Raw genomic sequence first — 23,697 nt, 5'->3', positions numbered from 1 at the left:
ATCAAAATAGAGTTGATTTAGGAAGGAATGAGTATTCTATGAGCTTTGCATCAGACATGAAAAATGAATTAACACGTATTGAAGTTGATGAAGCAAATGCTAAAGCAGAGCTCAGTGCATTAATTCGTATGAATGGCGCACTTAGTTTATCTAATCAACAATTTGTAATTAACGTACAGACTGAAAATGCAACGACAGCACGACGAATATACTCTCTTATTAAACGAATTTTTAATGTAGAAGTTGAAATATTGGTTCGAAAAAAGATGAAACTAAAAAAGAACAACATCTATATTTGTCGTACAAAAATGTTAGCGAAAGAAATCTTAAATGATCTTGGAATACTTAAAGAGGGCATCTTTACCCATGAAATTGATCCTGACATGATTAAAGATGACGAAATGAGACGAAGTTATTTAAGAGGAGCCTTTCTTGCTGGTGGCTCAGTAAATAATCCTGAAACATCTTCTTATCATCTCGAAATCTTCTCGCAATATGAAAGTCACTCAGAAGGTTTGACTAAATTAATGAATAGTTATGAATTAAATGCAAAGCATCTTGAACGTAAAAAAGGTAGTATTGCTTATCTAAAAGAGGCTGAAAAAATTTCGGATTTTCTTAGTTTAATAGGTGGTTATCAAGCGTTACTGAAATTTGAAGATGTGCGCATTGTTAGAGATATGAGGAATTCTGTGAATCGGTTAGTAAACTGTGAAACAGCGAATCTAAATAAAACAGTGAGCGCAGCCATGAGACAAGTTGAGAGCATACAACTTATTGATCAAGAAATTGGTTTGGATAACTTACCAGACCGATTGAGAGAGGTAGCTAAATTACGAGTTGAACATCAAGAGATATCATTGAAAGAATTAGGTGAAATGATTTCAACTGGGCCAATATCTAAGTCAGGTATGAACCATCGACTAAGAAAACTTAATGAACTTGCAGATAAAATACGTAATGGAGAACAAATCGAAATGTAAGCATAGGTATTTTTGAAATAAATTCAAAAATACCTCATTTATGTTTAGAAGAGCAGGGTCATGTAAAATTTCATGAAACTACGTTTTATATCGTGTTTTATTAATAGACAAGACAAAAAAGAACGCCGTCATTACAGCGTTTTAAATAAAAAAATTGTGTGTAATTTAAAGTTAAAAGCCCCCTCGAGAGGAATTGAACCTCTATTATAAGAACCGGAATCTCATGTGTTATCCATTACACTACGAGGGGTAAATGAGGATAGAAACATTTTTCTGTACTAATAATAGTGATAACAGTACAATGAAAACGATAATTCTAGTTTACAAATCTTATAGTTAAGCGTCAAACTGAATTTTTAAATAGTAAGTTCAAAATTTTGACCATTTTTGACTTTTAAGGTAAAATAAAATTCAACAGTTATTAAAGGAGGAAAAATAGATGAATTTAATTCCTACAGTTATTGAAACAACAAATCGTGGTGAACGCGCATATGATATTTATTCCCGTTTATTAAAAGACCGTATTATCATGTTAGGTTCTCAAATTGATGATAATGTAGCTAATTCAATTGTATCTCAATTATTATTCTTACAAGCTCAAGACTCTGAAAAAGACATCTACTTATATATCAATTCACCAGGTGGTAGTGTTACAGCAGGTTTTGCTATTTACGATACAATTCAACATATTAAACCAGATGTTCAAACAATTTGTATTGGTATGGCAGCATCTATGGGATCATTCTTATTAGCAGCAGGAGCTAAAGGTAAACGTTTTGCATTACCAAATGCTGAAGTTATGATTCACCAACCTTTAGGTGGTGCACAAGGTCAAGCGACTGAAATCGAAATTGCTGCAAACCATATCTTAAAAACTCGTGAAAAATTAAATCGTATTTTAGCTGAGCGTACAGGTCAATCAATTGAGAAAATTCAACAAGATACTGATCGTGATAACTTCTTAACTGCTGAAGAAGCAAAAGAATATGGTTTAATCGATGAAGTCATGGAGCCAGAAAGTAAATAATTAAAAGCTAGAATATCTTTTAGTTAATTTTCTGTCACACTGTCTACAAAGTTACTAACTTTGTGGGCAGTTTTTTTATGTAGTTTTAGCTCAAGGCGTATTCTCGTTATAGGTTTCTTAAAAAATATTTCAATTAAAAAATTGCTTAGAGTGGGTGGAAAAAATCAACATTCAATACTTATAAAAAAAGAGACAACGATATTGTGAAAATTAAAAGTTGAGTTAACATGTTCAACTTGTTTATAAATCACAAATCATGTCTCTTAATCATTTTATTGCTTAGTGCTTCTTGTCTTTTATAAGTAATCGAAAAACTACAATGAATAATGTTAAACCTACAATTGTAAAGAGTAATGACATTAATATCATTGCAATTGTGTGATCAAATGCAAATATTCCATTCAATATTAATAAAATACTAGCAATAATTAACAAAATATAAGTTAATTGATTGTCTTTCATTTTATAAACCTTCTTCGTACGTTGTAATTTCTTAGGCTTTAACTAAATCATCTAACGCATTCTTTAAATTGTTAAACTTAAACTCAAAGCCAAGTGCGTGTAACTTATTTGGTAAAACCTTTTGAGTGTCTAAAACAACTGTTGACATTTCTCCAAGAACTAAACGCATTGCTAATTTTGGCGCCCAAGTTTCATGAGGTTTATGCATTGCTCTAGCTAAAGTATATCCAAATAAGTTTTGTCTTTCAGGGATTGGTGCTGTTAAATTGAAAGGACCGTGTGCATCTTTATTATCTATAGTAAATATAATACCTCTGATTAAATCATCTATGTGAATCCAAGAATACCATTGTTGACCTGAACCTAATTTACCACCTACATAAAAACGGTACGGTAATTCCATAGTTTGTAACGCTCCACCAGTATCAGAGAGAATAAGTCCAAATCTTCCTAAGACTACTCGTGTTCCGAAATCTTTAAATTTATTAGCGAAACGTTCCCATTGGTAAACAATATCTGATAGAAAATCAAAAGGTAAAGTTTGATATAATTCTGTATAACTATAATATAAATCAGGAGGATAATATCCCATAGCACTCGCGTTAAATAAAACTTTTGGTTTTTGAGTACGGCTTTCAAATAACTCATATAAAGCTTGTGTAGACTGAATACGACTAACCATCATGACTTGTTTATGTGATTTAGTCCAGCGTTTATTGAGCGTTGCACCTGCTAAATTGATAACTACATCTATATCAGGAACGTCATTTTGCCAGCCTTCTTTTGACCAATTGACGTAAGTAATTTTAGATTCATTAGATGTTTTATCTTGTCGGGTTAAAATAGTAATATGTGCATCCGTTTTTTTAATTTCCTTTACTAAATGTGAACCTACCATTCCAGTTCCACTAGTAATTAAGTATTGTTTCATCATTTCACCTCATTTTAAAAATAAAAGCGCTTACCTTATTGATAGTGATTATTAATATTCAAAAATTATACATTTTTTAGCCAATAAGATGTCAAATACTTTTATGAATTTGCATTTAAAATTAAAACATTTCAGTTATAATGAAATTGTACCTTCGATAATTAATTAAACATCTCTTAATTAGTATGAGTATACCCCATAATATACTAACGAAGGTAAATTTTGACTCCCTTTAGTAGTGGATCCATGCGAGCAACGTATGGGTCCTTTTTTATATTTTAAAATACATAAATCACTTTTTACAGAAAATGATTTCAATAGATTTTAAAGTCTCTTTAATTGTTTGATTAGTTTAATTTAAGGTTATTATCTATTAGATTGATGTAATATATTATTACCCAAGTAACCATTTAATTATTACAATGAGGGCTATAATTAATAATGTGATTATAAATCCAGCAATATGATTTGACTTACTGTCTTCATAATTATCATTTTTAATCATCATGTATTTCAAATTATTGTGAGATTTTTTATTTTGTGAATTCTCATTATTAAAGTCATACATTTAATCACGTACCATTCATGTTAAGTTTAGATTAAGAAATTAAAAATATAGTGTTTACTTATGAGTATGATGTTATCATATAAAAAATAGGCAAATGAAAACATACAGTTTTTAGTAAATTATAATTAATTGCTTTTAACTAGTAGTTAGTTCATTATATAAAGTTGAATTATAACTATATATTTCATTCAACTATAGTTATAAGGAAGGTTTTTTATTTTCAAAATGAATTATTGAACAATAAATATCGTAAAAATGAGCATAAAAAACAAACTTAAATTTTATTATATATGAATTCCTAATAATTGAAAGAGAGGTAAGTAAGGAATGAGTGGTTTGGCAAAAATAATTAGTACCATCATAGTATTACTTTTATTAATTGGCTTAGCATTTGGAATATTCTCTTTTGTAGACAGTTCTAAAAAAGCTAATGAGCGTCTTAACAGTGATAAAACTGAACAAAATGATAAGAAGAAAGATGACAAGAAAGATAAAGATCAAGATAAAGACAAAGATAAAAATAAGGATAATGACAAAGACAAATCTAAAGATACTAAAGTAAACAAAACACAACAAGCTCCGCAACAAACACAACAGACTCAACAAACGCGTCAAACACAACAAACACAAGAGACACAACAAACAAAGCAGTCAACACAACAAGCTCCAAGCACATCTGAGAAGACACAACAGACACCAACTCAACAAAGAAACACTCAAGAAAAGCAAAAAACTAAACAACAAAAGGCAGAACCACGCTCATCACAACAAACTCAAGAAGCACAAACAGATGAGAAGACAACTGAGCAGTCTAAGTCAGAAAGTAAAAATGATAATAAAACTCAAGAACAACCTAGTTCAGAAGAGAAATCATCATCTCAACAGCCTAGTTCACAACAATCAAGTTCACAACAACCAAGTTCTCAACAGGATAATAGAAAACAACAATCGCAATCAAATAGTAATACTAGCAATAGTAGTAATCAATCTGTTCAAAAAAACACGAGTCAAACTCAACAATCTAGTAATCAAAGCAGTAGCACTCAGGAACGTTCAAGTAATCAAAGCTCATCTAATAATAGCTCACAAAATTCAAAAGAAGATTAAAAAATTAAGCCAACGTCCTTTAATAAGGATGTTGGCTTTTAATATATTATTTAGAATAACCAATATACTAACCAAGATAATAAAAAGGAGATGAACATGATTGAAAAACACCCTATAGTACATCCACAACCTGTATGCGTACATCCATAAGAATATGTTTTCTTAATTATTCTTTCATCCTCAAATTGATAATCTTCATTGGTATGTTGATTTGATTTAAAATATTCATCATCTTTATAGCGCATATCGCTTGGGTCTATCACTTCTACTTTTTCGTTTGAATCTTTATTATTCTCATTTGTCATTTTGTATCCCTCTTCATGAAAAATCTTTGTCAACAATTTTAATTATAATTGAATTAATCAAGGATTTAAAACAGATGATTATATTTAATATAGCTTGGGTAAAATTATCTCGTAAAGGTAATAAAACAATAATTTAAACCTTTTGGAGCTCATAATGAACACTTCAAGGATGTAAACGTTTTATTATCAACTTTAATAATTATTAATAAAAATATGAGTTAATTTGCTTGCAATTTATTATACGCAATAGTACTATTGCAAGTGTAAAGAGGTTAATTTTTGTCCCAGGTGGGACTTAAAAAGTCAACCCATGGTTGTGAGTAGCCCCTCGATTACCTTTTTATAAAGATATAAGGAGGAAGGTAGTAGTGAAAGACTTAATAAAAGTTCAGCAAAAGCTCATACCTGACCTTGTTGACAAGATGTATCGACGTTTTTCGATTTTAACTACTATCTCTCAAAACCAACCAGTGGGTAGAAGAAGTTTAAGTGAACACATGGACATGACTGAAAGGGTCTTAAGATCTGAAACAGACATGTTGAAAAAGCAAGAATTAATTAAAGTTAAATCAACCGGTATGGAAATCACTCATGAAGGTACTGAAGTGTTATCGCAACTCAGTGATTACTTCAATGTTTATAGTGATGACCACAGAATGGCTAGAGCGATTAAAGAAAAGTTCAACATTAAAGATGTTCATGTCATTCCAGGTGATTCAGATTCGAATCAAACAGTTAAAAGAGAAATAGGAAGACAGGCTGGTCAGTTACTAGAAAGTATTTTATATGAAGATGCAATTGTTTCTGTAACTGGAGGATCCACGATGGCATACGTAAGTGAATCTATTCATTTACTACCATTTAATGTTTTCTTTGTTCCAGCTCGAGGTGGACTAGGTGAAAATATGGTCTACCAAGCAAATACTATTTCTTCTAGTATGGCTCAACAAGCTGGTGGATACTACACAACATTGTATGTACCAGATAATGTGAGTGAATCTACATATGACACTTTGATGTTAGAGCCATCAGTGATTCATACGTTAGATAAAATTAAACAAGCAAATGTTACAATTCACGGTATTGGTGATGCGCTGAAGATGGCGCATCGACGTCAATCACCAAAAGAAGTGATTGATAAACTTCAACATCATCAAGCCGTTGGAGAAGCTTTTGGATATTATTTTGATGCTCAAGGCAATGTGGTTCATAAAGTTAAAACGATTGGGCTACAATTAGAAGACCTTGAGAGTAAAGATTTTATCTTTGCTGTAGCAGGTGGACAATCTAAAGGAGAAGCAATTAAAGCTTATCTCTCTATTGCTCCAGACAATACTGTATTAATCACAGACGAAACTGCAGCGAAAGTTATTTTACAATAGTAATAAAAAGTTTAATACTTTTTAAATATCATTTTTAAAGGAGGCCATTATAATGGCAATTAAAGTAGCAATTAATGGTTTTGGTAGAATTGGTCGTTTAGCATTCAGAAGAATCCAAGATGTAGAAGGTCTTGAAGTAGTAGCAGTTAACGACTTAACAGATGACGAAATGTTAGCTCACTTATTAAAATACGACACTATGCAAGGTCGCTTCACTGGAGAAGTTGAAGTTATCGATGGTGGATTCCGTGTTAACGGTAAAGAAATTAAATCATTCGATGAACCAGATGCAAGCAAATTACCTTGGGGAGACCTAGACATCGACGTAGTATTAGAATGTACTGGTTTCTACACTGATAAAGATAAAGCACAAGCTCACATCGATGCAGGTGCTAAAAAAGTATTAATCTCTGCTCCAGCTACTGGTGATTTAAAAACAATCGTATTCAACACTAACCATGATGAATTAGATGGTTCTGAAACAGTTGTATCAGGTGCTTCATGTACTACTAACTCATTAGCACCAGTTGCAAAAGTTTTAAATGATGAGTTTGGTTTAGTAGAAGGTTTAATGACTACTATCCATGCTTATACTGGTGACCAAAATACTCAAGATGCTCCTCACAGAAAAGGCGACAAACGTCGTGCTCGTGCAGCAGCAGAAAACATTATCCCTAACTCTACAGGTGCTGCTAAAGCAATCGGTAAAGTTATTCCAGAAATCGACGGTAAATTAGACGGTGGAGCTCAACGTGTTCCAGTTGCTACAGGTTCATTAACTGAATTAACTGTAGTATTAGATAAACAAGATGTAACAGCTGATCAAGTAAATGAAGCAATGAAACAAGCTTCTGACGAATCATTTGGTTACACTGAAGATGAAATCGTATCTTCTGACGTTGTAGGTATGACTTACGGTTCATTATTCGATGCTACTCAAACTCGTGTAATGACTGTTGGTGACCGCCAATTAGTTAAAGTTGCAGCTTGGTACGACAATGAAATGTCTTATACTTCTCAATTAGTTCGTACATTAGCTCACTTAGCTGAACTTTCTAAATAATTGAAGCATAGTGTATAAGCACGTAATTCAAGTTATTTAAAGTACACATGTCGAGAGAGTAACTCTCTCAAACGTTCATAATTTGATTAGTGCTCTGTACTGTTTAATTAGATATATAAGCTTATGAGTAAGCGGGGAGCACAAACGCTTCTCCGCTTATTTTTATATAAAGTTTTCCTATTTAAAGGAGGAAATTAATAATGGCTAAAAAAATCGTTTCAGATTTAGATTTAAAAGGTAAAGTAGTTCTCGAACGTGCAGACTTTAATGTTCCGTTGAAAGATGGAGAAATCACTAATGATAACCGCATTGTTCAAGCGTTGCCAACGATTAAATACATTATTGAACAAGGTGGTAAATTAGTATTATTCTCTCACTTAGGTAAAGTGAAAGAAGAAAGTGATAAAGAAGGTTTATCTTTAAAACCAGTAGCAGATGATTTATCTAAAAAATTAGGTAAGGAAGTTACTTTCGTACCTGAAACACGTGGAGAAAAACTTGAAACTGCTATCAAAAATTTAAATGAAGGCGATGTATTATTAGTTGAGAATACTCGTTTTGAAGATATTGATGGTAAGAAAGAATCTAAAAATGATCCTGAATTAGGCAAATATTGGGCATCATTAGGTGATGTATTCGTTAACGATGCATTTGGTACAGCTCACCGTGAACACGCATCTAACGTAGGTATTTCTACTCATTTAGAAACAGCAGCTGGTTATTTAATGGAAAAAGAAATTAAATTTATTGGTGGAGTTGTTAACGACCCACACAAACCAGTTGTAGCTATCCTAGGTGGTGCCAAAGTTTCAGATAAAATTAATGTCATCAAAAACTTAGTTAATATCGCTGATAAAATTTTAATTGGTGGCGGTATGGCTTATACATTCATGAAAGCGCAAGGTAAAGAAATTGGTCTTTCGTTATTAGAAGAAGACAAAATTGACTTCGCTAAAGATTTATTAGAAAACAATGGCGATCAAATTGTCTTACCAGTAGATTGTAAGGTAGCTAAAGAATTCTCTAATGACGCGAAAATCACTGAAGTTTCAATTGATGATATCCCAGCTGATCAAGAAGCAATGGATATTGGTCCTAAAACTGTTGAACTATTTAATAAAGAATTACAAGGTGCACATACAGTAGTATGGAATGGACCTATGGGTGTATTTGAATTTAGTAACTTTGCAAAAGGTACGATCGGTGTATGTGAATCAATCGCTAACTTAAAAGATGCTACTACTATTATCGGTGGGGGTGATTCTGCAGCAGCAGCTATCTCACTAGGTTTCGAAGATGACTTTACTCATATTTCTACTGGTGGCGGTGCATCATTAGAATATTTAGAAGGAAAAGAATTACCAGGTATTAAAGCAATTAACGATAAATAATTGAATGAACCTCGCTCAGTTAAGGCGTAAGTTTTTAAATTTAATGATATGGGAAAAGGATGAATGAAAGCTTATATATGCTTTCTTTATCTGACTCATATGTCATCATTAAAATTTATTATCTTACAAATTTTTAAATTTAACACTAAATTATTAAGGAGTGTAATGAATGAGAACACCAATTATAGCCGGAAACTGGAAAATGAATAAAACAGTTCAAGAAGCTAAAGATTTCATAAATGAATTACCAACATTACCTGATCCTAAAGAAGTAGAATCAGTAATTTGTGCACCAACAATCCAATTAGATGCTTTAGTAACTGCTGTTAAAGAAGGTAAAGCACAAGGATTAAAAATCGGTGCTCAAAACGCATACTTCGAAGACAGTGGCGCATACACTGGTGAAACATCACCTGTAGCTTTAGCTGACTTAGGTGTTAAATATGTCGTGATTGGTCACTCAGAACGTCGTGATTATTTCCACGAAACTGATGAAGAAGTAAATAAAAAGGCTCACGCAATCTTTAATCATGGTATGACACCAATTATTTGTGTTGGTGAATCAGATGAAGAACGTGAAGCAGGTAAAGCAAATGAAGTAGTAGGTAATCAAGTTAAAAAAGCTGTTGAAGGCTTATCTGAAGATCAACTTAAAGAAGTAGTTATTGCTTATGAACCAATTTGGGCAATCGGCACTGGTAAATCTTCTACTTCAGAAGATGCTAATGAAATGTGCGCGCACGTTCGTAAAACATTAGCTGACTTATCAAGCCAAGATGTTGCTGAAGCAACACGTATTCAATATGGTGGTAGTGTTAAACCAAATAATATTAAAGAATATATGGCTCAATCAGATATTGATGGTGCATTAGTAGGTGGCGCATCATTAAAAGTTGAAGATTTCGTACAATTATTGGAAGGTGCAAAATAATTATGGCTAAAAAACCAACTGCCTTAATCATTTTAGATGGTTTTGCAAATCGTGAAAGTGAACATGGTAACGCTGTAAAATTAGCAAACAAGCCTAATTTTGATCGCTATTATGATAAATACCCAACTACACAAATTGAAGCGAGTGGTTTGGATGTAGGTCTTCCAGAAGGACAAATGGGTAACTCGGAAGTAGGTCACATGAATATTGGTGCAGGTCGCATTGTTTATCAAAGTTTAACTCGTATTAATAAATCTATCGAAGATGGGGATTTCTTTGAAAACGATGTATTAAATAACGCAGTTAAACATGTAAAAGATAATAATTCAGCACTACATGTATTTGGTCTATTATCTGATGGCGGTGTTCACAGTCACTATAAACATTTATTTGCAATCTTAGAATTAGCTAAAAAACAAGGTGTAGATAAAGTTTATGTTCATGCTTTCTTAGATGGACGTGACGTAGATCAAAAATCTGCACTAAAATATATTGAAGAAACTGAAGCTAAATTCAAAGAATTAGGCGTTGGCCAATTCGCTTCAGTATCAGGACGTTATTATGCGATGGACCGCGATAAACGTTGGGATCGTGAACAAAAAGCTTATAATGCTATCCGTAACTTCGAAGGTCCGACTTATGCTTCAGCCAAAGAAGGTGTGGAAGCTAATTACAACAATGATGTTACTGACGAATTCGTTGAACCATTTATCATTGATAATCAAAATAATGGTGTCAATGATGGTGACGCAGTTGTGTTCTATAACTTCCGTCCTGATAGAGCAGCTCAACTTTCAGAAATTTTCACTAATCAAGCATTTGATGGTTTCGAAGTTGAACAAGTTAAAGATTTATTCTATGCAACATTCACTAAATATAACGATGATGTAGACGCTGAAATCGTTTTTGAAAAAGTTGATTTACACAATACAATCGGGGAAGTTGCTCAAAATAATAACTTAAAACAACTACGTATTGCTGAAACTGAAAAGTATCCACATGTAACTTACTTTATGAGCGGTGGTCGTAACGATGAATTCGAAGGAGAGCGTCGTAGATTAATCGATTCTCCTAAAGTTGCGACATATGATTTAAAACCAGAAATGAGTGCTTATGAAGTTAAAGATGCTCTTTTAGAGGAATTAGATAAAGGCGATTTAGATTTAATTCTATTAAACTTTGCTAATCCTGACATGGTAGGACATAGTGGTATGCTTGAACCTACAATTAAGGCAATTGAAGCTGTAGATGAATGTCTAGGCGAAGTTGTTGATAAGATCCTTGAAATGGACGGTCATGCTATCATCACTGCTGACCATGGTAACTCTGATCAAGTGTTAACAGATGATGATGAACCAATGACTACGCACACTACAAATCCAGTTCCAGTAATTGTAACTAAAGAAGGCGTAACTTTACGTGAAACAGGACGTTTAGGAGATTTAGCTCCTACACTATTAGACTTGTTAAATGTAGAACAACCTTCTGATATGACTGGTGAATCATTAATTAATCACTAATACAGAATTTAGATGTTAAATTAAGGGAGGAAATTTAGTACTCCCGCATTTTACAACCTTGCTAATAAATTATTTTAATAAAATTATAAATAGGGCTATAATAGCTTTATAATATATTTAAAGGAGATATTAAACATGCCAATTATTACAGATGTTTACGCTCGCGAAGTCTTAGACTCACGTGGTAATCCAACAGTTGAAGTTGAAGTACTTACTGAAAGTGGTGCTTTCGGTCGTGCATTAGTACCATCAGGTGCTTCTACTGGTGAACACGAAGCAGTTGAATTACGTGATGGAGACAAATCACGTTATTTAGGAAAAGGTGTGACTAAAGCAGTAGAAAACGTTAATGAAATCATCGCACCAGAAATTGTTGAAGGTGAATTTTCAGTATTAGATCAAGTATCTATCGACAAAATGATGATTCAATTAGACGGTACAAATAATAAAGGTAAATTAGGCGCTAATGCTATTTTAGGTGTTTCAATCGCAGTAGCACGTGCAGCAGCTGACTTATTAGGTCAACCTTTATATAAATATTTAGGTGGATTCAATGGTAAACAATTACCAGTTCCAATGATGAACATTGTTAACGGTGGTTCACACTCTGATGCACCAATCGCTTTCCAAGAGTTTATGATTTTACCAGTTGGTGCTGAATCATTTAAAGAATCATTACGTTGGGGTGCTGAAATCTTCCACAACTTAAAATCTATCCTTAGTGAACGCGGTTTAGAAACTGCAGTTGGTGACGAAGGTGGATTCGCTCCTAAATTTGAAGGTACTGAAGATGCTGTTGAAACAATCATCAAAGCTATCGAAAAAGCTGGTTATAAACCAGGTGAAGATGTATTCTTAGGATTTGACTGTGCTTCTTCAGAATTCTATGAAAATGGTGTATATGATTACACTAAATTCGAAGGTGAACACGGTGCTAAACGTAGCGCAGCAGAACAAGTTGACTACTTAGAAGAATTAATTGGTAAATATCCAATCATCACTATCGAAGATGGTATGGATGAAAACGATTGGGAAGGTTGGAAGCAATTAACTGATCGTATCGGTGATAAAGTACAATTAGTAGGTGACGATTTATTCGTTACAAATACAGAAATCTTATCAAGAGGTATTGACCAAGGTATTGGTAACTCTATCTTAATTAAAGTTAACCAAATCGGTACTTTAACTGAAACATTTGAAGCAATTGAAATGGCTCAAAAAGCTGGTTACACAGCTGTAGTTTCACACCGTTCAGGTGAAACTGAAGATACTACTATTGCTGACATTGCAGTTGCTACTAACGCAGGTCAAATTAAAACTGGTTCATTATCAAGAACTGACCGTATTGCTAAGTATAATCAATTATTACGTATTGAAGATGAATTATACGAAACAGCTAAATTTGATGGAATTAAATCTTTCTACAATTTAGACAAATAATATCTCTAATATTAAATAAATGAGTTCACGCTTTAATCTTTAGGTTTCACGCCCTAAAGAACTTATAGACCCGTTACAGAGTTGAGGCTGTAATGGGTCTTTTTAATACTTTTATTACATCGTATCTCGTTTAATTTAACCCATTAAACTGATATAATAGTTAAAGTAATTTTAAAAAGGAGTACCATTATGGAAGATATAACAGATTCAAATGTTAGAGAAAAAAGATCTGGCCGCTTAATAGCAATGAGTTCTTTATTATTTTGTATTTTATTAATCATTCATCATTTTGTAGTTTTAGATGTAACAACCGCTAAATCATTGCTATCTTTAGCTGGTCAAAAGACTTCTGACACTGCAGTACATAATATTCTAAATAGTGATAGATATACAGGCGTAATGTACATTCTTGCATACTTAGCAGGAGTCGTGGCACTTTGGAATCGCCATCCATATTTATGGTGGTTTATGTTTGCTGTATATGTTTCTAATGCATTATTCACACTTGTTAATTTATACATGTTTGTTCAAGCCATTTTGGATGTTAAAAATGTTGTCGCAGTTTTACCTATACTCATTGTTGTAATTGGCTCTATTATTTTAGCGATTTATATGTTAGTTGTTTCGATAGCTAGAAAAAGTACTTTTAATAGATAGAAGTTTGATAACTCTATTAGAGATGTGTTATAATTCGTCTCGTATATAATGAACGGAGGACAATTTTTATGCATACATTAATCATCGTTTTATTAATTATAGATTGTATTGCATTAGTGACTGTTGTATTACTCCAAGAAGGTAAAAGTAATGGACTTTCAGGTGCTATTAGTGGTGGCGCGGAACAGTTATTTGGTAAACAAAAACAACGTGGCGTCGATTTATTCTTGCATAGATTAACAATTATTTTAGCTATTATTTTCTTCGTACTTATGTTCTGTATCAGTTACTTAGGTATGTAAGCCATAAGATAATGTATTAATGAAGTTAATGAATCTTAACCAAGTCTGATAGAAGATGTGATTAACAAGAACTATAATAACTCACAAATACTATCAGCCTGAGTCCGACGATATACTTGTCGGGCTTTTTTATTTTATAATGTATCATAATGATGTTTTTAATACCTATATATAAGGGAATAGTTCAAAGACGCTTAATAAGCATTATTGAAGTTCTTTTTATAATGAAAATTATGCTAATAGCAACCTGAAAGCAGACAAGATTAAATATAAAGAAATGAGTTCTCAATAAAAAAGGGAGAGGGATTCTAACCATGCAAATTAAACTACCAAGACCATTCTTTTTTGAAGAAGGAAAACGAGCTGTGTTATTATTACACGGTTTCACTGGCAACTCAGCTGATGTGAGACAATTAGGTCGTTATCTTCAGAAAAAGGGTTATACATCTTATGCACCTCAATATGAAGGGCATGCAGCACCGCCGGAGGAAATTTTAAAATCTAGCCCATATGTATGGTTTAAGGATGTTTTAGATGGTTATGACTACCTGGTTGAACAAGGCTATGATGAAATAGCAGTAGCAGGTTTATCACTAGGTGGGGTCTTCGCATTGAAATTAAGCTTAAATCGTGATGTGAAGGGTATTATAACGATGTGTGCTCCTATGGATGGCAAGACGGAAGACACTATTTATGATGGATTCCTTGATTATGCTCGTAATTTTAAAAAATATGAAGGCAAAGATCAGGAAACGATTGATAAAGAAATGAAAGACTTCCATCCTACTGAGACGCTTAAAGAACTTAGTGAAACTTTACTTCGTGGTAAAGAACAAGTAGACGAGGTTATTGAGCCTATTCTTGTTATACAAGCAGAACAAGATAAAATGATTGATCCTCAATCAGCGAATTATATATATGAACATGTTGATTCTGATGAAAAGGATATCAAATGGTATCATGAATCAGGACATGTAATTACAATTGATAAAGAAAAAGAACAAGTTTTTGAAGATGTATATCAATTTTTAGAATCATTAGATTGGACAGAATAATTAATTTAAAAGTAAGAAAGGAGGGGCATAATGAATTTAAAGCAATCCATCGAAGAAATAATTAAACAACCTGACTATGAACCCATGTCAGTGTCAGATTTTCAAGATGCGTTAGGTTTAAATAGTGCCGACTCATTTAGAGATTTAATTAAGGTGCTCGTTGAACTAGAACAAACGGGTTTAATCGAACGAACTAAGACAGATAGATATCAAAGGAAAGAATCAAGTAAGTCCAATTCTAAATTAATCAAAGGAACTTTAAGTCAGAATAAAAAAGGATTCGCTTTTCTTCGACCAGAAGATGATGAAATGGAAGATGTCTTCATTCCTCCAACTAAAATTAATCGAGCGCTAGATGGCGATACAGTAATTGTAGAACTTCAAAAATCTAGAGGAGAACATAAAGGTAAAGTTGAAGGTGAAGTTAAATCAATTGAGAAACATTCTGTCACTCAAGTGGTAGGAACATATAGTGAAGCAAAACATTTCGGTTTTGTTATTCCAGATGATAAACGAATTATGCAAGATATCTTCATTCCTAAAGGTCAAAGTTTAGGTGCTGTAGATGGACATAAAGTACTCGTTCAGATTACTAAATATGCTGATGGTACAGACAACCCAGAAGGTCATATTTCAGCAATACTAGGTCATAAAAATGATCCAGGTGTAGATATTTTATCTATCATTTACCAACATGGGATAGAAATTGAGTTTCCAGATAACGTGCTTAAAGAAGCGGAAGATGTTCCTGAAGAAATTGAACCATCTGAAATTGAAGGTCGTCGTGATTTAAGAAGTGATTTAACAATAACTATAGATGGTGCAGATGCTAAAGACTTGGATGATGCCATAGCAGTTAAGAAATTAAAGAATGGTAATACTGAATTGACTGTAAGTATCGCAGATGTAAGTTACTATGTGAAGGAAGATTCAGCTTTAGATAAGGAAGCATATGATAGAGCGACAAGCATTTATTTAGTAGACCGAGTGATTCCAATGATTCCTCATCGTTTAAGTAATGGTATATGTTCATTGAATCCGGAAGTCGACCGCTTAACGTTAAGTTGTCGTATGGAAATTAATGCACGTGGCGAAGTCGTTAATCATGAAATATTTGATAGCATGATTCATTCTAATTATCGTATGACTTATGATGCTGTAAATAAAATTATTACAGATCAAGATCCTCAAGTTCGTGCACAATATAAAGATTTGACGCCGATGCTTGATTTAGCGCAAGATTTATCTAATCGTTTAATCCAAATGCGACGTCGTCGTGGTGAAATTGACTTTGATATTAATGAAGCTAAAGTGCTAGTAAATGAAGAAGGTATTCCTACAGATGTTCAAATGCGTGAACGTGGTGAAGGTGAACGTTTAATTGAATCATTCATGCTAGCTGCTAATGAAACAGTGGCAGAGCATTTCAATAAAATGGAAGTACCATTTATCTATCGAGTACATGAGCAACCTAAGTCAGATCGCTTAAGACAATTCTTCGACTTTATTACTAATTTCGGTATTATGATTAAAGGTACTGGTGAAGATATTCATCCTACAACTTTACAAAACATTCAAGAAGAAGTTGAAGGTCGACCAGAGCAAATGGTTATTTCGACAATGATGTTGCGTTCAATGCAACAAGCGCATTATGACGATGTAAACCTTGGACATTTCGGCTTATCTGCCGAGTATTATACGCACTTTACATCTCCAATTCGTCGTTATCCTGATTTAACGGTGCATAGATTAATTCGTAAATATTTAATAGAGAACTCTATGGATAAAAAGGAATTACGACATTGGGAAGATACGTTGCCAGAACTTGCTGAACACACGTCTCAACGCGAGCGTCGTGCTATAGAGGCAGAACGTGATACAGATGAATTGAAGAAAGCTGAATATATGATTCAACATATTGGCGATGAATTTGAAGGTATCATTAGTTCAGTTGCTAACTTTGGTATGTTTATTGAATTGCCTAATACAATTGAAGGTATGGTTCATATTGCTAATATGACTGATGATTACTATAATTTTGATGAACGCCAAATGGCTCTTATAGGTGAACGCCAAGCGAAGGTGTTCCGCATTGGTGATGAAGTGAAAGTCAAAGTCACTCATGTTAATGTAGACGAACGCATGATTGATTTTCAAATTGTGGGTATGCCTTTACCTAAAAATGATAAATCCCAACGTCCAGCACGTGGTAAAACAATTCAAGCAAAAACACGTGGTAAGTCATTAGATAAGTCTAAAGATGACAATAATGGCAAAGGCAATAAAAAGAAACGCAAGCAACGTAAAGGTAAGAATGCACGTAAAAAAGATAAACAAGGTAAAACAAATCATAAACCATTCTATAAAGATAAAAGCGTGAAAAAGAAATCACGCCGTAAGAAAAAATAGTCATCAAAGATGAGGTGAGTATGAATGGCTAAGAAAAAAACTAAATCACCAGGTACTTTAGCGGAGAATCGTAAAGCAAGACATGATTATAACATTGAAGATACGGTTGAAGCGGGTATTGCACTGCAAGGTACCGAAATCAAGTCTATACGACGTGGAAGTGCAAACTTGAAAGATAGTTATGCTCAAGTTAAACGTGGTGAAATGTATTTAAATAATATGCATATTGCTCCATATGAAGAAGGTAATAGATTTAATCATGATCCTTTACGTTCTCGTAAATTATTATTGCATAAGCGTGAAATTATTAAATTAGGAGAACGTACACGAGAAATTGGCTATTCTCTAATCCCATTAAAACTTTATTTAAAGCATGGACAATGTAAAGTTTTATTAGGCGTTGCACGAGGTAAGAAAATTCACGATAAACGTCAAGCTTTAAAAGATAAAGCGATGAAACGTGATGTCGATCGTGCGATAAAAGCCCGTTATTAAGCATGCGTATTGCTTAAACGGGTGCCATTTGGTATGATTAATGATGTTGTTATTTAAATGAATGACGCATATTGTCATACCAAATTGTTTGTATTATTATTTGTCATTAATATTATTTCGGGGGCGTTTTTGGATTCGACAGGGGTCCCTCGAGCACACTAAGCGTGTCGGAGGGTTGTCTCCGACATCAACACATTTCAGTAAATATAACTGACAAATCAAACAATAATTTCGCAGTAGCTGCGTAATAGCACACTGCATCGCCTAACAGCATCTCCTACGTGCTGTTAACGCGATTCAACCCTAGTAGGATATGCTAAACACTGCCGTTTGAAGTCTGTTTAGAAGAATACTAATCAAACTAGCATAATACTGGTTGTCTGTTGCTTACTATTATGCGAAATGAATCAATAGACTACACACGTAGAAAGGTGTGTATCAGGACCTCTGGACGCGGGTTCGAATCCCGCCGTCTCCATTATATAGCCTGCAATCCATGTGGTTGTGGGATTTTTATTTTTGTTGCCCCAATATTGCCCCAGATATGCCCCAGCACATAAAAAAGACACTACCAATATAAGTAAGTAGTGTCTCATAAATATTTAACTATTTCTTTTTGCGTACTAGGGTACAAATGTCCGTATCTATTATAAACTTCATTGCTATCAGCATGTCCTAGTCTTTGAGCTATTACCATGATACTTGCACCATGATTGACTAGCATAGACGCATGGCTATGTCTCAACTCATGAATTACAATTCTAGGGAACGTCTGACCCTCTGGAAGTTGGTCATCTAACACTTTTAATGCAGTAGTAAACCAACGATCAATGGTTGATTCACTGTATGCTTTGAAGAATGTACCGAATAATACATAATCATCTTTATATATATTGTTTTCTTTGTACCATTTTAAATATTCTTTTATGTCATTCATCATATGAGCAGGTAAGTATATATCACGTATTGCTGCTTTTGTTTTAGGGGCTGTCACTTCACCGTGATAGTCCGTTTTGTTTATATGGATAAAATCATCATCGTAGTTAATATCGCGCCATGTGAGGGCTCTAATTTCGCCCTTACGTGCTCCAGAATAAAACAGTAGCTTAAAGAATAACTTTTGTTGTTGTGTAGCTAATGCTTCATAGAACTGGTTAAATTGTTCTAACGTCCAATAGTTCAAACGCTTATTTGATTCTATTTCAAAGTTACCTACTAAAGAGGCTACATTTTGTTTTAGATCATGAAACTTCATAGCATGATTAAGTAACGATACTAAGAACACGTGCATTTTCTTTAGGTACTCTCCAGAGTGTCCCTCTTTTAACTTTGTATTCTGAAACTTCATAACATCTTGTGTAGTCATATTAAAGACGTCCATAGACTTAAAATAAGGTAGCAAATGGTTGTTTGTATGTGTCTTTAATGCTTTAACACTTGATGACTTGCGACGTGCAGAATACCACTCTATATACTCATCTACGAGCTTATCAAAGGGCAGTTTGTTTAACTGTCCTACACCCTCTAACTCGTCCATAATTTCATTACATTTCTTCAACGCTTCTTTACGTTGTTTAAAGCCACTCTTTTTTATTTCTTTACGTTGATTCTTCTTATCATAGTATTTAATACGAAAGTAATAAGTACCACGTTTAGCGTCTTTATATATATTGTGGGATAAATTTAAGTTATGTAACATTTTTATGCCTGCTTGTAAAAAGTATTTTATTGGAGTCTTCGATGTAATTTATAGTATTACTAGTTTTGAGTTTATTAACATAAAACTCTTTTTGTGTAATCTTGAAATTATTTATATATAAAATACCAGATGAAATAATGTGAAAAGCGTCTTTTATTATTACATAAGAAATTTGATTTGAAGATATTTTTATACCTTTACCCATTAATTCTAAAATTTCATCTTTATTGATTTTGAGTATAGTGTCTATAAAATAAACATGAGTTAAATATGCTATTTCATTATCTACGTCAGAATTGATGGGTAAAAATAAATTTAGGTAGTTAAACTTTCTTAAATCAATAGTAATTTTAACTTCAGAACTATGATCTTTTAATATGTTTAACTGTAAATCTATTTCATATTGAACAGAAAATTCATATTCTGTTCCATCTATATTCATATTACAGACTAATTGTTTAAAATCATAAGACGCATTGTAATCAACTCCTACTTCAGAACTACGTAATTTTTCATTTTTTGCAGATATTTCTATAAAGTCAAAAGTCATTGAAAATAAATTTTTGATATCTACATTCATAACTCTAGAAATTTTTTCAAGTGTTTCAAATTGAACTCCTCTACTTTTTCCATTTATTAATAATCCTAAAGAATTTCTTGATATTCCAGTTTTTTCGCTTAATTCACTAATAGTCATATCTTTATCTTTTAAGTGTTTCTTTAACTCAAAGTTTAGCATTATTCTCCACCTTTCTAATTGAATATAACACATAAATGTGTCTTTTTGAATTTAAAATGAAAACTTCACTTGACATTATTGTTATGACAACTATATAATTCAACTATAATAAAAAAAGACATATAAACTTGTCTTTTGTGTTAGGAGGGTATAAATGGCAAATTTAGCTTATCCTATGTTGTACATCACTAGGAAAGAAAACGGTGATACTCAAAAGAAAGTTGCTACCAAACTTGGTATTAGTCCACAACGTTATCAGTTAAAAGAAAGTGGCAAAGCAATTTTTAATTTAAATGAGTGTCAGATTCTTTCAGAAATGTACGACATGCCAATTGATGAATTATTTAGTTCTAAAATTAAAGTTAATTTTTAAAGGAGGTGAGGGTTAATGAAACTATATATTTTGATTTCTGTACTAGCTATAACAATTGGTTGCTTATATGCATACTCTATTGATTTTATTCATGGGATTGCAATAACTGCACTAATACAAACTTTAACATTACCAATTGCTGATAAGTATAAATACAAAAAGGAGAATTAATAAAATGAATCAAGAACAAATTGATGTATTAGAACACGTAAAATATCAACTTAAAACAAGTATTTATAATCACTTTGAAAGCTATGAGCACACCGAGTTTAAAGACGGTCAAGAAGTAGTTTCACAAATTAATCGAGAAAAACATCTTGAATTAATAATGAAATGGGCAGTCCAAGAGTTAGAGAAAAATTTTAATATCAATGAGGAGAATGAATAAGATGAATAAATTAAATAACAAAGATTATAAAAATATTGAAGGCAAATTGAATTACGATCATATCGTAAATGGCAAAAAGCATATTAAAAAAATGACGAAACTATTACAAAAACGTCGTAACAAAGATATTTCAATTATTAAAAAAATGTACCCTTATTTAAATAATAATGAGATTTTAGAAATCACTAATGATTATCAAGAATACAAAAATCTTGTTCAAGCTACTGAAACTTTTACAGATTTCCCTATCATTTACGAAGATTCTAATATTAGTAAATTCTTAACTAAAGACGATATTGAAGAATTAAAATTAGCTATTGAAGAAATGCTAGTTTTTGTTGAAAGATTGGAGGACGTAAAATAATGAAACTATTTAAAAAGAAGTACGACCATAAAAAAGTAAATCGTGTGAAAGATATTGTGTTATATACGTCATATGCTTTCGAGGCTAAAACTTATGATGAAGCTATTGAGTTATTAAAAAATAATAATAAACAAAAAGCTATTGAACTTATGTATGAAAGATTAGTGGAAGCTCAAAAGAATGAGTATGAAATGAGATTACAAATAGAAAAAGCGTCATCTGATATGAATAGTTTGGCGACTAGATCAGATAACGCTGAGTAAGTGCAATTTGCAAATCAAAAGCACAGGAATAATATAACATTTCTGTGCTTACCTTTTAAATAATAAAGTGAAAGGCTGATTAAATGGACGAAGTTTCTTTATATAAAAAACATTATCAATTCCATTCTAAATTAGATAATGTTGATACACCTAATTTATCTCGTATAAAAGAAATTAGTAAACGAATTTACTTTGCTGCAATTACAACAGAAAAACAAATTTTTAATAATAAAGGAAGTGTTTATCACCAAACAAAAGATGAATTTGCAGGTGATTACATTAATAACCTTACTTTAGATTATACCATAAAACCTAGAGAAATAGGTGCAGTCTATGGAACTATCTCTGTTAAAACAACAGTAGAGAACGGTGAGGAGAATAAAGAGGCACATTTTAAGCCTAGTAAAACAAATAGCTATGCAAAGTTCATTATTGATCTAATTACTGAAAAAGTCATCTACTCAAAAGAGTTGGATAGCTTTATCAAATTAAATAGCAATCAATATGAAATTATAGATAATACTAATTTTTTATTAGAGTATCCAGTAGACAATAAGTATCATATTAATGATTTTCTTGATGTAATGCTAGAAGTCTACAAAGAGTATTTCATTAATGATTATCAATATAATATTTATCCTTACGCTATCGCAGGTAATGACTGGGTATACGATTGCAAAGAATTGGAATTTGTAAATAAGAAAATCTCTAATAACGATTACTACATTATTAAATATGATGTAGATAAGAAAAATATAAACACTCAATTAGCACAAAAATTCTTTGACTTAGTAAGCGACAATGAACGCAGTAAGAATAATTTAATGTTGATACATGCTTATACTATGTATCGAAAAATGAAACTTATTCAAGCTGAAAAATGGTTCTTAATCAAAGACTTTGGGCGATCTGGTAAGGGTTTATTTATGGAAACTTTCGAGAAACTTCTAAATGTAAACAAAGTCAATTTTGATAGTTTATTATCATCTGGCTTTGAGGCTGCAAATGAATGGCTTAACTTTTATGGTGCAGATATTGCTCATGCAAATGAAACAGGCGAAATTAATAAAGGTATGATGAGAATATTACGCAAAATAGCTACTGGTGAGAATATTTCAGGGCGTGGCATACAACGAAATAACGTTAAGTTTAAAAATAATGCAGTGTTAATTTTAGATACTAATGAAAGTGTTGATACTGGTGAAATTACAGCAAATAGAACACGTACAGTTAAGATTGCATTTAAGGATAGACCAAAGAACGAAACCGATGAAGAACGTTATAAAGTATTTAAACCATTTTGGGACTTTGTTAAGCCTAACGGGAAAAACTCAGTCAATGCGTCAGTATCATTTTTAATATTAAGTCTTGAGTATCTTAAACAAATAGGCAGAGAATTTAAGTTCAATAACGTAACACTTAAAAACTATTACACCGAAGATGAATTGACGGACACTCAAATCTTAATACTAGAAACGTTATCTAAACAGGACTTCATTTTTTCAGGTGATGAGATACTACAAAAAACTATTGAAGAAGATTATAAAAATCTGAGATATAAAAAAGCAAAAGAAGATATGAAAAAAATAGGTGTAGCTATCAATAAGCAAAAATGGATAGAGGGACAAAATACTAAAGTTCATATTGTAGAAAATAAAGAACTATTCAAAATGGCTTTAGATTTAATTGAAACTTAAGTTAGTTTAACTCTTACTAACCTTTGTACTAACTTTGAAATTACTTTAATAACAGGCACTAACCTTTATAACTTAAATATTATTTAGCGTATTTTATATATAAATAAATAGATGTATGTATAGAGAAAAGAATGAGTTAAAAGGGT

General features: G+C 32.3%; 25 protein-coding genes, 1 tRNA gene and 1 other RNA gene. 21 read left to right on the top strand and 6 right to left on the bottom strand.

What is annotated here, in order from left to right:
* The first annotated feature begins 38 nt into the window (after positions 1–38).
* Positions 39–983, top strand: a complete 945-nt coding sequence (whiA, locus tag HMPREF2706_RS09900) for a DNA-binding protein WhiA (protein WP_002433095.1) — start codon at positions 39–41, stop codon at positions 981–983.
* A 178-nt stretch (positions 984–1,161) separates the two neighbouring features.
* Here the strand turns inward: whiA and HMPREF2706_RS09895 are convergent.
* Positions 1,162–1,233, bottom strand: a tRNA-Arg gene (locus HMPREF2706_RS09895).
* Between the two features lie 189 nt (positions 1,234–1,422).
* Between HMPREF2706_RS09895 and clpP the strand changes: the two genes are divergently transcribed.
* Positions 1,423–2,010, top strand: a complete 588-nt coding sequence (gene clpP, locus HMPREF2706_RS09890; RefSeq protein WP_002433484.1) for an ATP-dependent Clp endopeptidase proteolytic subunit ClpP — start codon at positions 1,423–1,425, stop codon at positions 2,008–2,010.
* 279 nt (positions 2,011–2,289) lie between these two features.
* Here clpP and HMPREF2706_RS09885 read toward each other — a convergent pair whose 3' ends face one another.
* Together HMPREF2706_RS09885 and HMPREF2706_RS09880 are read right to left on the bottom strand one after the other, a co-directional pair.
* Complete coding sequence (locus tag HMPREF2706_RS09885; protein ID WP_030061180.1) at positions 2,290–2,472, bottom strand: hypothetical protein; 183 nt, start codon at positions 2,470–2,472, stop codon at positions 2,290–2,292.
* Between the two features lie 31 nt (positions 2,473–2,503).
* Positions 2,504–3,403 carry a TIGR01777 family oxidoreductase gene (locus tag HMPREF2706_RS09880; protein ID WP_070862359.1) on the bottom strand — a complete coding sequence of 300 codons (900 nt, stop codon included), beginning with the start codon at positions 3,401–3,403 and terminating at the stop codon, positions 2,504–2,506.
* An 895-nt stretch (positions 3,404–4,298) separates the two neighbouring features.
* On the opposite strand from HMPREF2706_RS09880, the gene HMPREF2706_RS09875 reads away from it, so the two are divergent.
* The gene (locus HMPREF2706_RS09875; protein ID WP_030061182.1) at positions 4,299–5,078 is read left to right on the top strand and encodes a hypothetical protein; all 780 of its coding nucleotides are present in this window, start codon (positions 4,299–4,301) and stop codon (positions 5,076–5,078) included.
* Positions 5,079–5,128: 50 nt separating this feature from the next.
* On the opposite strand, the gene HMPREF2706_RS09870 is transcribed toward HMPREF2706_RS09875, so the two are convergent.
* Positions 5,129–5,383 (bottom strand): hypothetical protein, encoded by a 255-nt coding sequence (locus tag HMPREF2706_RS09870; RefSeq protein ID WP_049428752.1) that lies wholly within the window; start codon positions 5,381–5,383, stop codon positions 5,129–5,131.
* Between the two features lie 368 nt (positions 5,384–5,751).
* Between HMPREF2706_RS09870 and HMPREF2706_RS09865 the strand changes: the two genes are divergently transcribed.
* The 12 genes from HMPREF2706_RS09865 to ssrA all read left to right on the top strand — a co-directional run bounded on the left by HMPREF2706_RS09865 (position 5,752) and on the right by ssrA (position 18,509).
* Complete coding sequence (locus HMPREF2706_RS09865; protein ID WP_030061186.1) at positions 5,752–6,765, top strand: sugar-binding transcriptional regulator; 1,014 nt, start codon at positions 5,752–5,754, stop codon at positions 6,763–6,765.
* 52 nt (positions 6,766–6,817) lie between these two features.
* The gene (gap, locus tag HMPREF2706_RS09860) at positions 6,818–7,828 is read left to right on the top strand and encodes a type I glyceraldehyde-3-phosphate dehydrogenase (RefSeq protein ID WP_002432992.1); all 1,011 of its coding nucleotides are present in this window, start codon (positions 6,818–6,820) and stop codon (positions 7,826–7,828) included.
* Positions 7,829–8,028: 200 nt separating this feature from the next.
* Positions 8,029–9,219, top strand: coding sequence for a phosphoglycerate kinase (gene pgk, locus HMPREF2706_RS09855; protein WP_002433372.1), 1,191 nt, complete (start codon positions 8,029–8,031; stop codon positions 9,217–9,219).
* A gap of 169 nt (positions 9,220–9,388) precedes the next feature.
* Positions 9,389–10,150 carry a triose-phosphate isomerase gene (tpiA, locus tag HMPREF2706_RS09850; protein ID WP_023350645.1) on the top strand — a complete coding sequence of 254 codons (762 nt, stop codon included), beginning with the start codon at positions 9,389–9,391 and terminating at the stop codon, positions 10,148–10,150.
* Positions 10,151–10,152: 2 nt separating this feature from the next.
* Positions 10,153–11,670, top strand: coding sequence for a 2,3-bisphosphoglycerate-independent phosphoglycerate mutase (gene gpmI / locus HMPREF2706_RS09845; RefSeq protein ID WP_002433081.1), 1,518 nt, complete (start codon positions 10,153–10,155; stop codon positions 11,668–11,670).
* A gap of 135 nt (positions 11,671–11,805) precedes the next feature.
* Positions 11,806–13,110, top strand: coding sequence for a surface-displayed alpha-enolase (gene eno / locus HMPREF2706_RS09840; protein ID WP_002432982.1), 1,305 nt, complete (start codon positions 11,806–11,808; stop codon positions 13,108–13,110).
* A gap of 198 nt (positions 13,111–13,308) precedes the next feature.
* Positions 13,309–13,767: a hypothetical protein gene (locus HMPREF2706_RS09835; RefSeq protein WP_030061190.1), complete on the top strand. Its 459-nt coding sequence runs from the start codon at positions 13,309–13,311 to the stop codon at positions 13,765–13,767.
* A gap of 68 nt (positions 13,768–13,835) precedes the next feature.
* Entirely contained in the window at positions 13,836–14,069 is a 234-nt protein-coding gene (gene secG / locus HMPREF2706_RS09830) for a preprotein translocase subunit SecG (protein ID WP_002433475.1), read from the top strand.
* Positions 14,070–14,383: 314 nt separating this feature from the next.
* Positions 14,384–15,124 (top strand): alpha/beta hydrolase, encoded by a 741-nt coding sequence (locus HMPREF2706_RS09825; RefSeq protein WP_002433145.1) that lies wholly within the window; start codon positions 14,384–14,386, stop codon positions 15,122–15,124.
* 30 nt (positions 15,125–15,154) lie between these two features.
* Positions 15,155–17,533: a ribonuclease R gene (gene rnr, locus HMPREF2706_RS09820; RefSeq protein WP_049428747.1), complete on the top strand. Its 2,379-nt coding sequence runs from the start codon at positions 15,155–15,157 to the stop codon at positions 17,531–17,533.
* A 24-nt stretch (positions 17,534–17,557) separates the two neighbouring features.
* Complete coding sequence (gene smpB / locus HMPREF2706_RS09815; protein ID WP_002433363.1) at positions 17,558–18,028, top strand: SsrA-binding protein SmpB; 471 nt, start codon at positions 17,558–17,560, stop codon at positions 18,026–18,028.
* 119 nt (positions 18,029–18,147) lie between these two features.
* Positions 18,148–18,509, top strand: a transfer-messenger RNA (tmRNA) gene (gene ssrA / locus HMPREF2706_RS09810).
* A gap of 111 nt (positions 18,510–18,620) precedes the next feature.
* Here the strand turns inward: ssrA and HMPREF2706_RS09805 are convergent.
* The gene (locus HMPREF2706_RS09805) at positions 18,621–19,727 is read right to left on the bottom strand and encodes a site-specific integrase (RefSeq protein WP_070862358.1); all 1,107 of its coding nucleotides are present in this window, start codon (positions 19,725–19,727) and stop codon (positions 18,621–18,623) included.
* Positions 19,717–20,466: a helix-turn-helix domain-containing protein gene (locus tag HMPREF2706_RS09800; RefSeq protein ID WP_070862357.1), complete on the bottom strand. Its 750-nt coding sequence runs from the start codon at positions 20,464–20,466 to the stop codon at positions 19,717–19,719. Before HMPREF2706_RS09800 ends, HMPREF2706_RS09805 begins: the two co-directional genes overlap by 11 nt.
* A gap of 154 nt (positions 20,467–20,620) precedes the next feature.
* On the opposite strand from HMPREF2706_RS09800, the gene HMPREF2706_RS09795 reads away from it, so the two are divergent.
* The 6 genes from HMPREF2706_RS09795 (at position 20,621) to HMPREF2706_RS09775 (ending at position 23,551) form a co-directional block, all read left to right on the top strand.
* Positions 20,621–20,839, top strand: a complete 219-nt coding sequence (locus tag HMPREF2706_RS09795) for a helix-turn-helix transcriptional regulator (RefSeq protein WP_070862356.1) — start codon at positions 20,621–20,623, stop codon at positions 20,837–20,839.
* Between the two features lie 15 nt (positions 20,840–20,854).
* Complete coding sequence (locus HMPREF2706_RS12245; protein WP_165764327.1) at positions 20,855–21,010, top strand: hypothetical protein; 156 nt, start codon at positions 20,855–20,857, stop codon at positions 21,008–21,010.
* Positions 21,011–21,014: 4 nt separating this feature from the next.
* Complete coding sequence (gene tscA / locus HMPREF2706_RS09790) at positions 21,015–21,227, top strand: type II toxin-antitoxin system antitoxin TscA (protein WP_002505679.1); 213 nt, start codon at positions 21,015–21,017, stop codon at positions 21,225–21,227.
* A 1-nt stretch (position 21,228) separates the two neighbouring features.
* Positions 21,229–21,591: a pathogenicity island protein gene (locus tag HMPREF2706_RS09785; protein ID WP_070862355.1), complete on the top strand. Its 363-nt coding sequence runs from the start codon at positions 21,229–21,231 to the stop codon at positions 21,589–21,591.
* Positions 21,591–21,854 (top strand): hypothetical protein, encoded by a 264-nt coding sequence (locus tag HMPREF2706_RS09780; protein WP_070862354.1) that lies wholly within the window; start codon positions 21,591–21,593, stop codon positions 21,852–21,854. The genes HMPREF2706_RS09785 and HMPREF2706_RS09780 overlap by 1 nt, the downstream gene beginning before the upstream one ends.
* An 83-nt stretch (positions 21,855–21,937) precedes the next feature.
* Positions 21,938–23,551, top strand: a complete 1,614-nt coding sequence (locus HMPREF2706_RS09775; RefSeq protein ID WP_070862353.1) for a phage resistance protein — start codon at positions 21,938–21,940, stop codon at positions 23,549–23,551.
* Positions 23,552–23,697 lie beyond the last annotated feature (146 nt).

Origin of the sequence: Staphylococcus sp. HMSC067F07 (genome assembly GCF_001837405.1) — a bacterium.
Taxonomy (GTDB): domain Bacteria; phylum Bacillota; class Bacilli; order Staphylococcales; family Staphylococcaceae; genus Staphylococcus; species Staphylococcus capitis.
The sequence above is the reverse complement of the archived record's forward strand: the minus strand, read 5'-3'. Positions and strand labels throughout refer to the sequence as shown.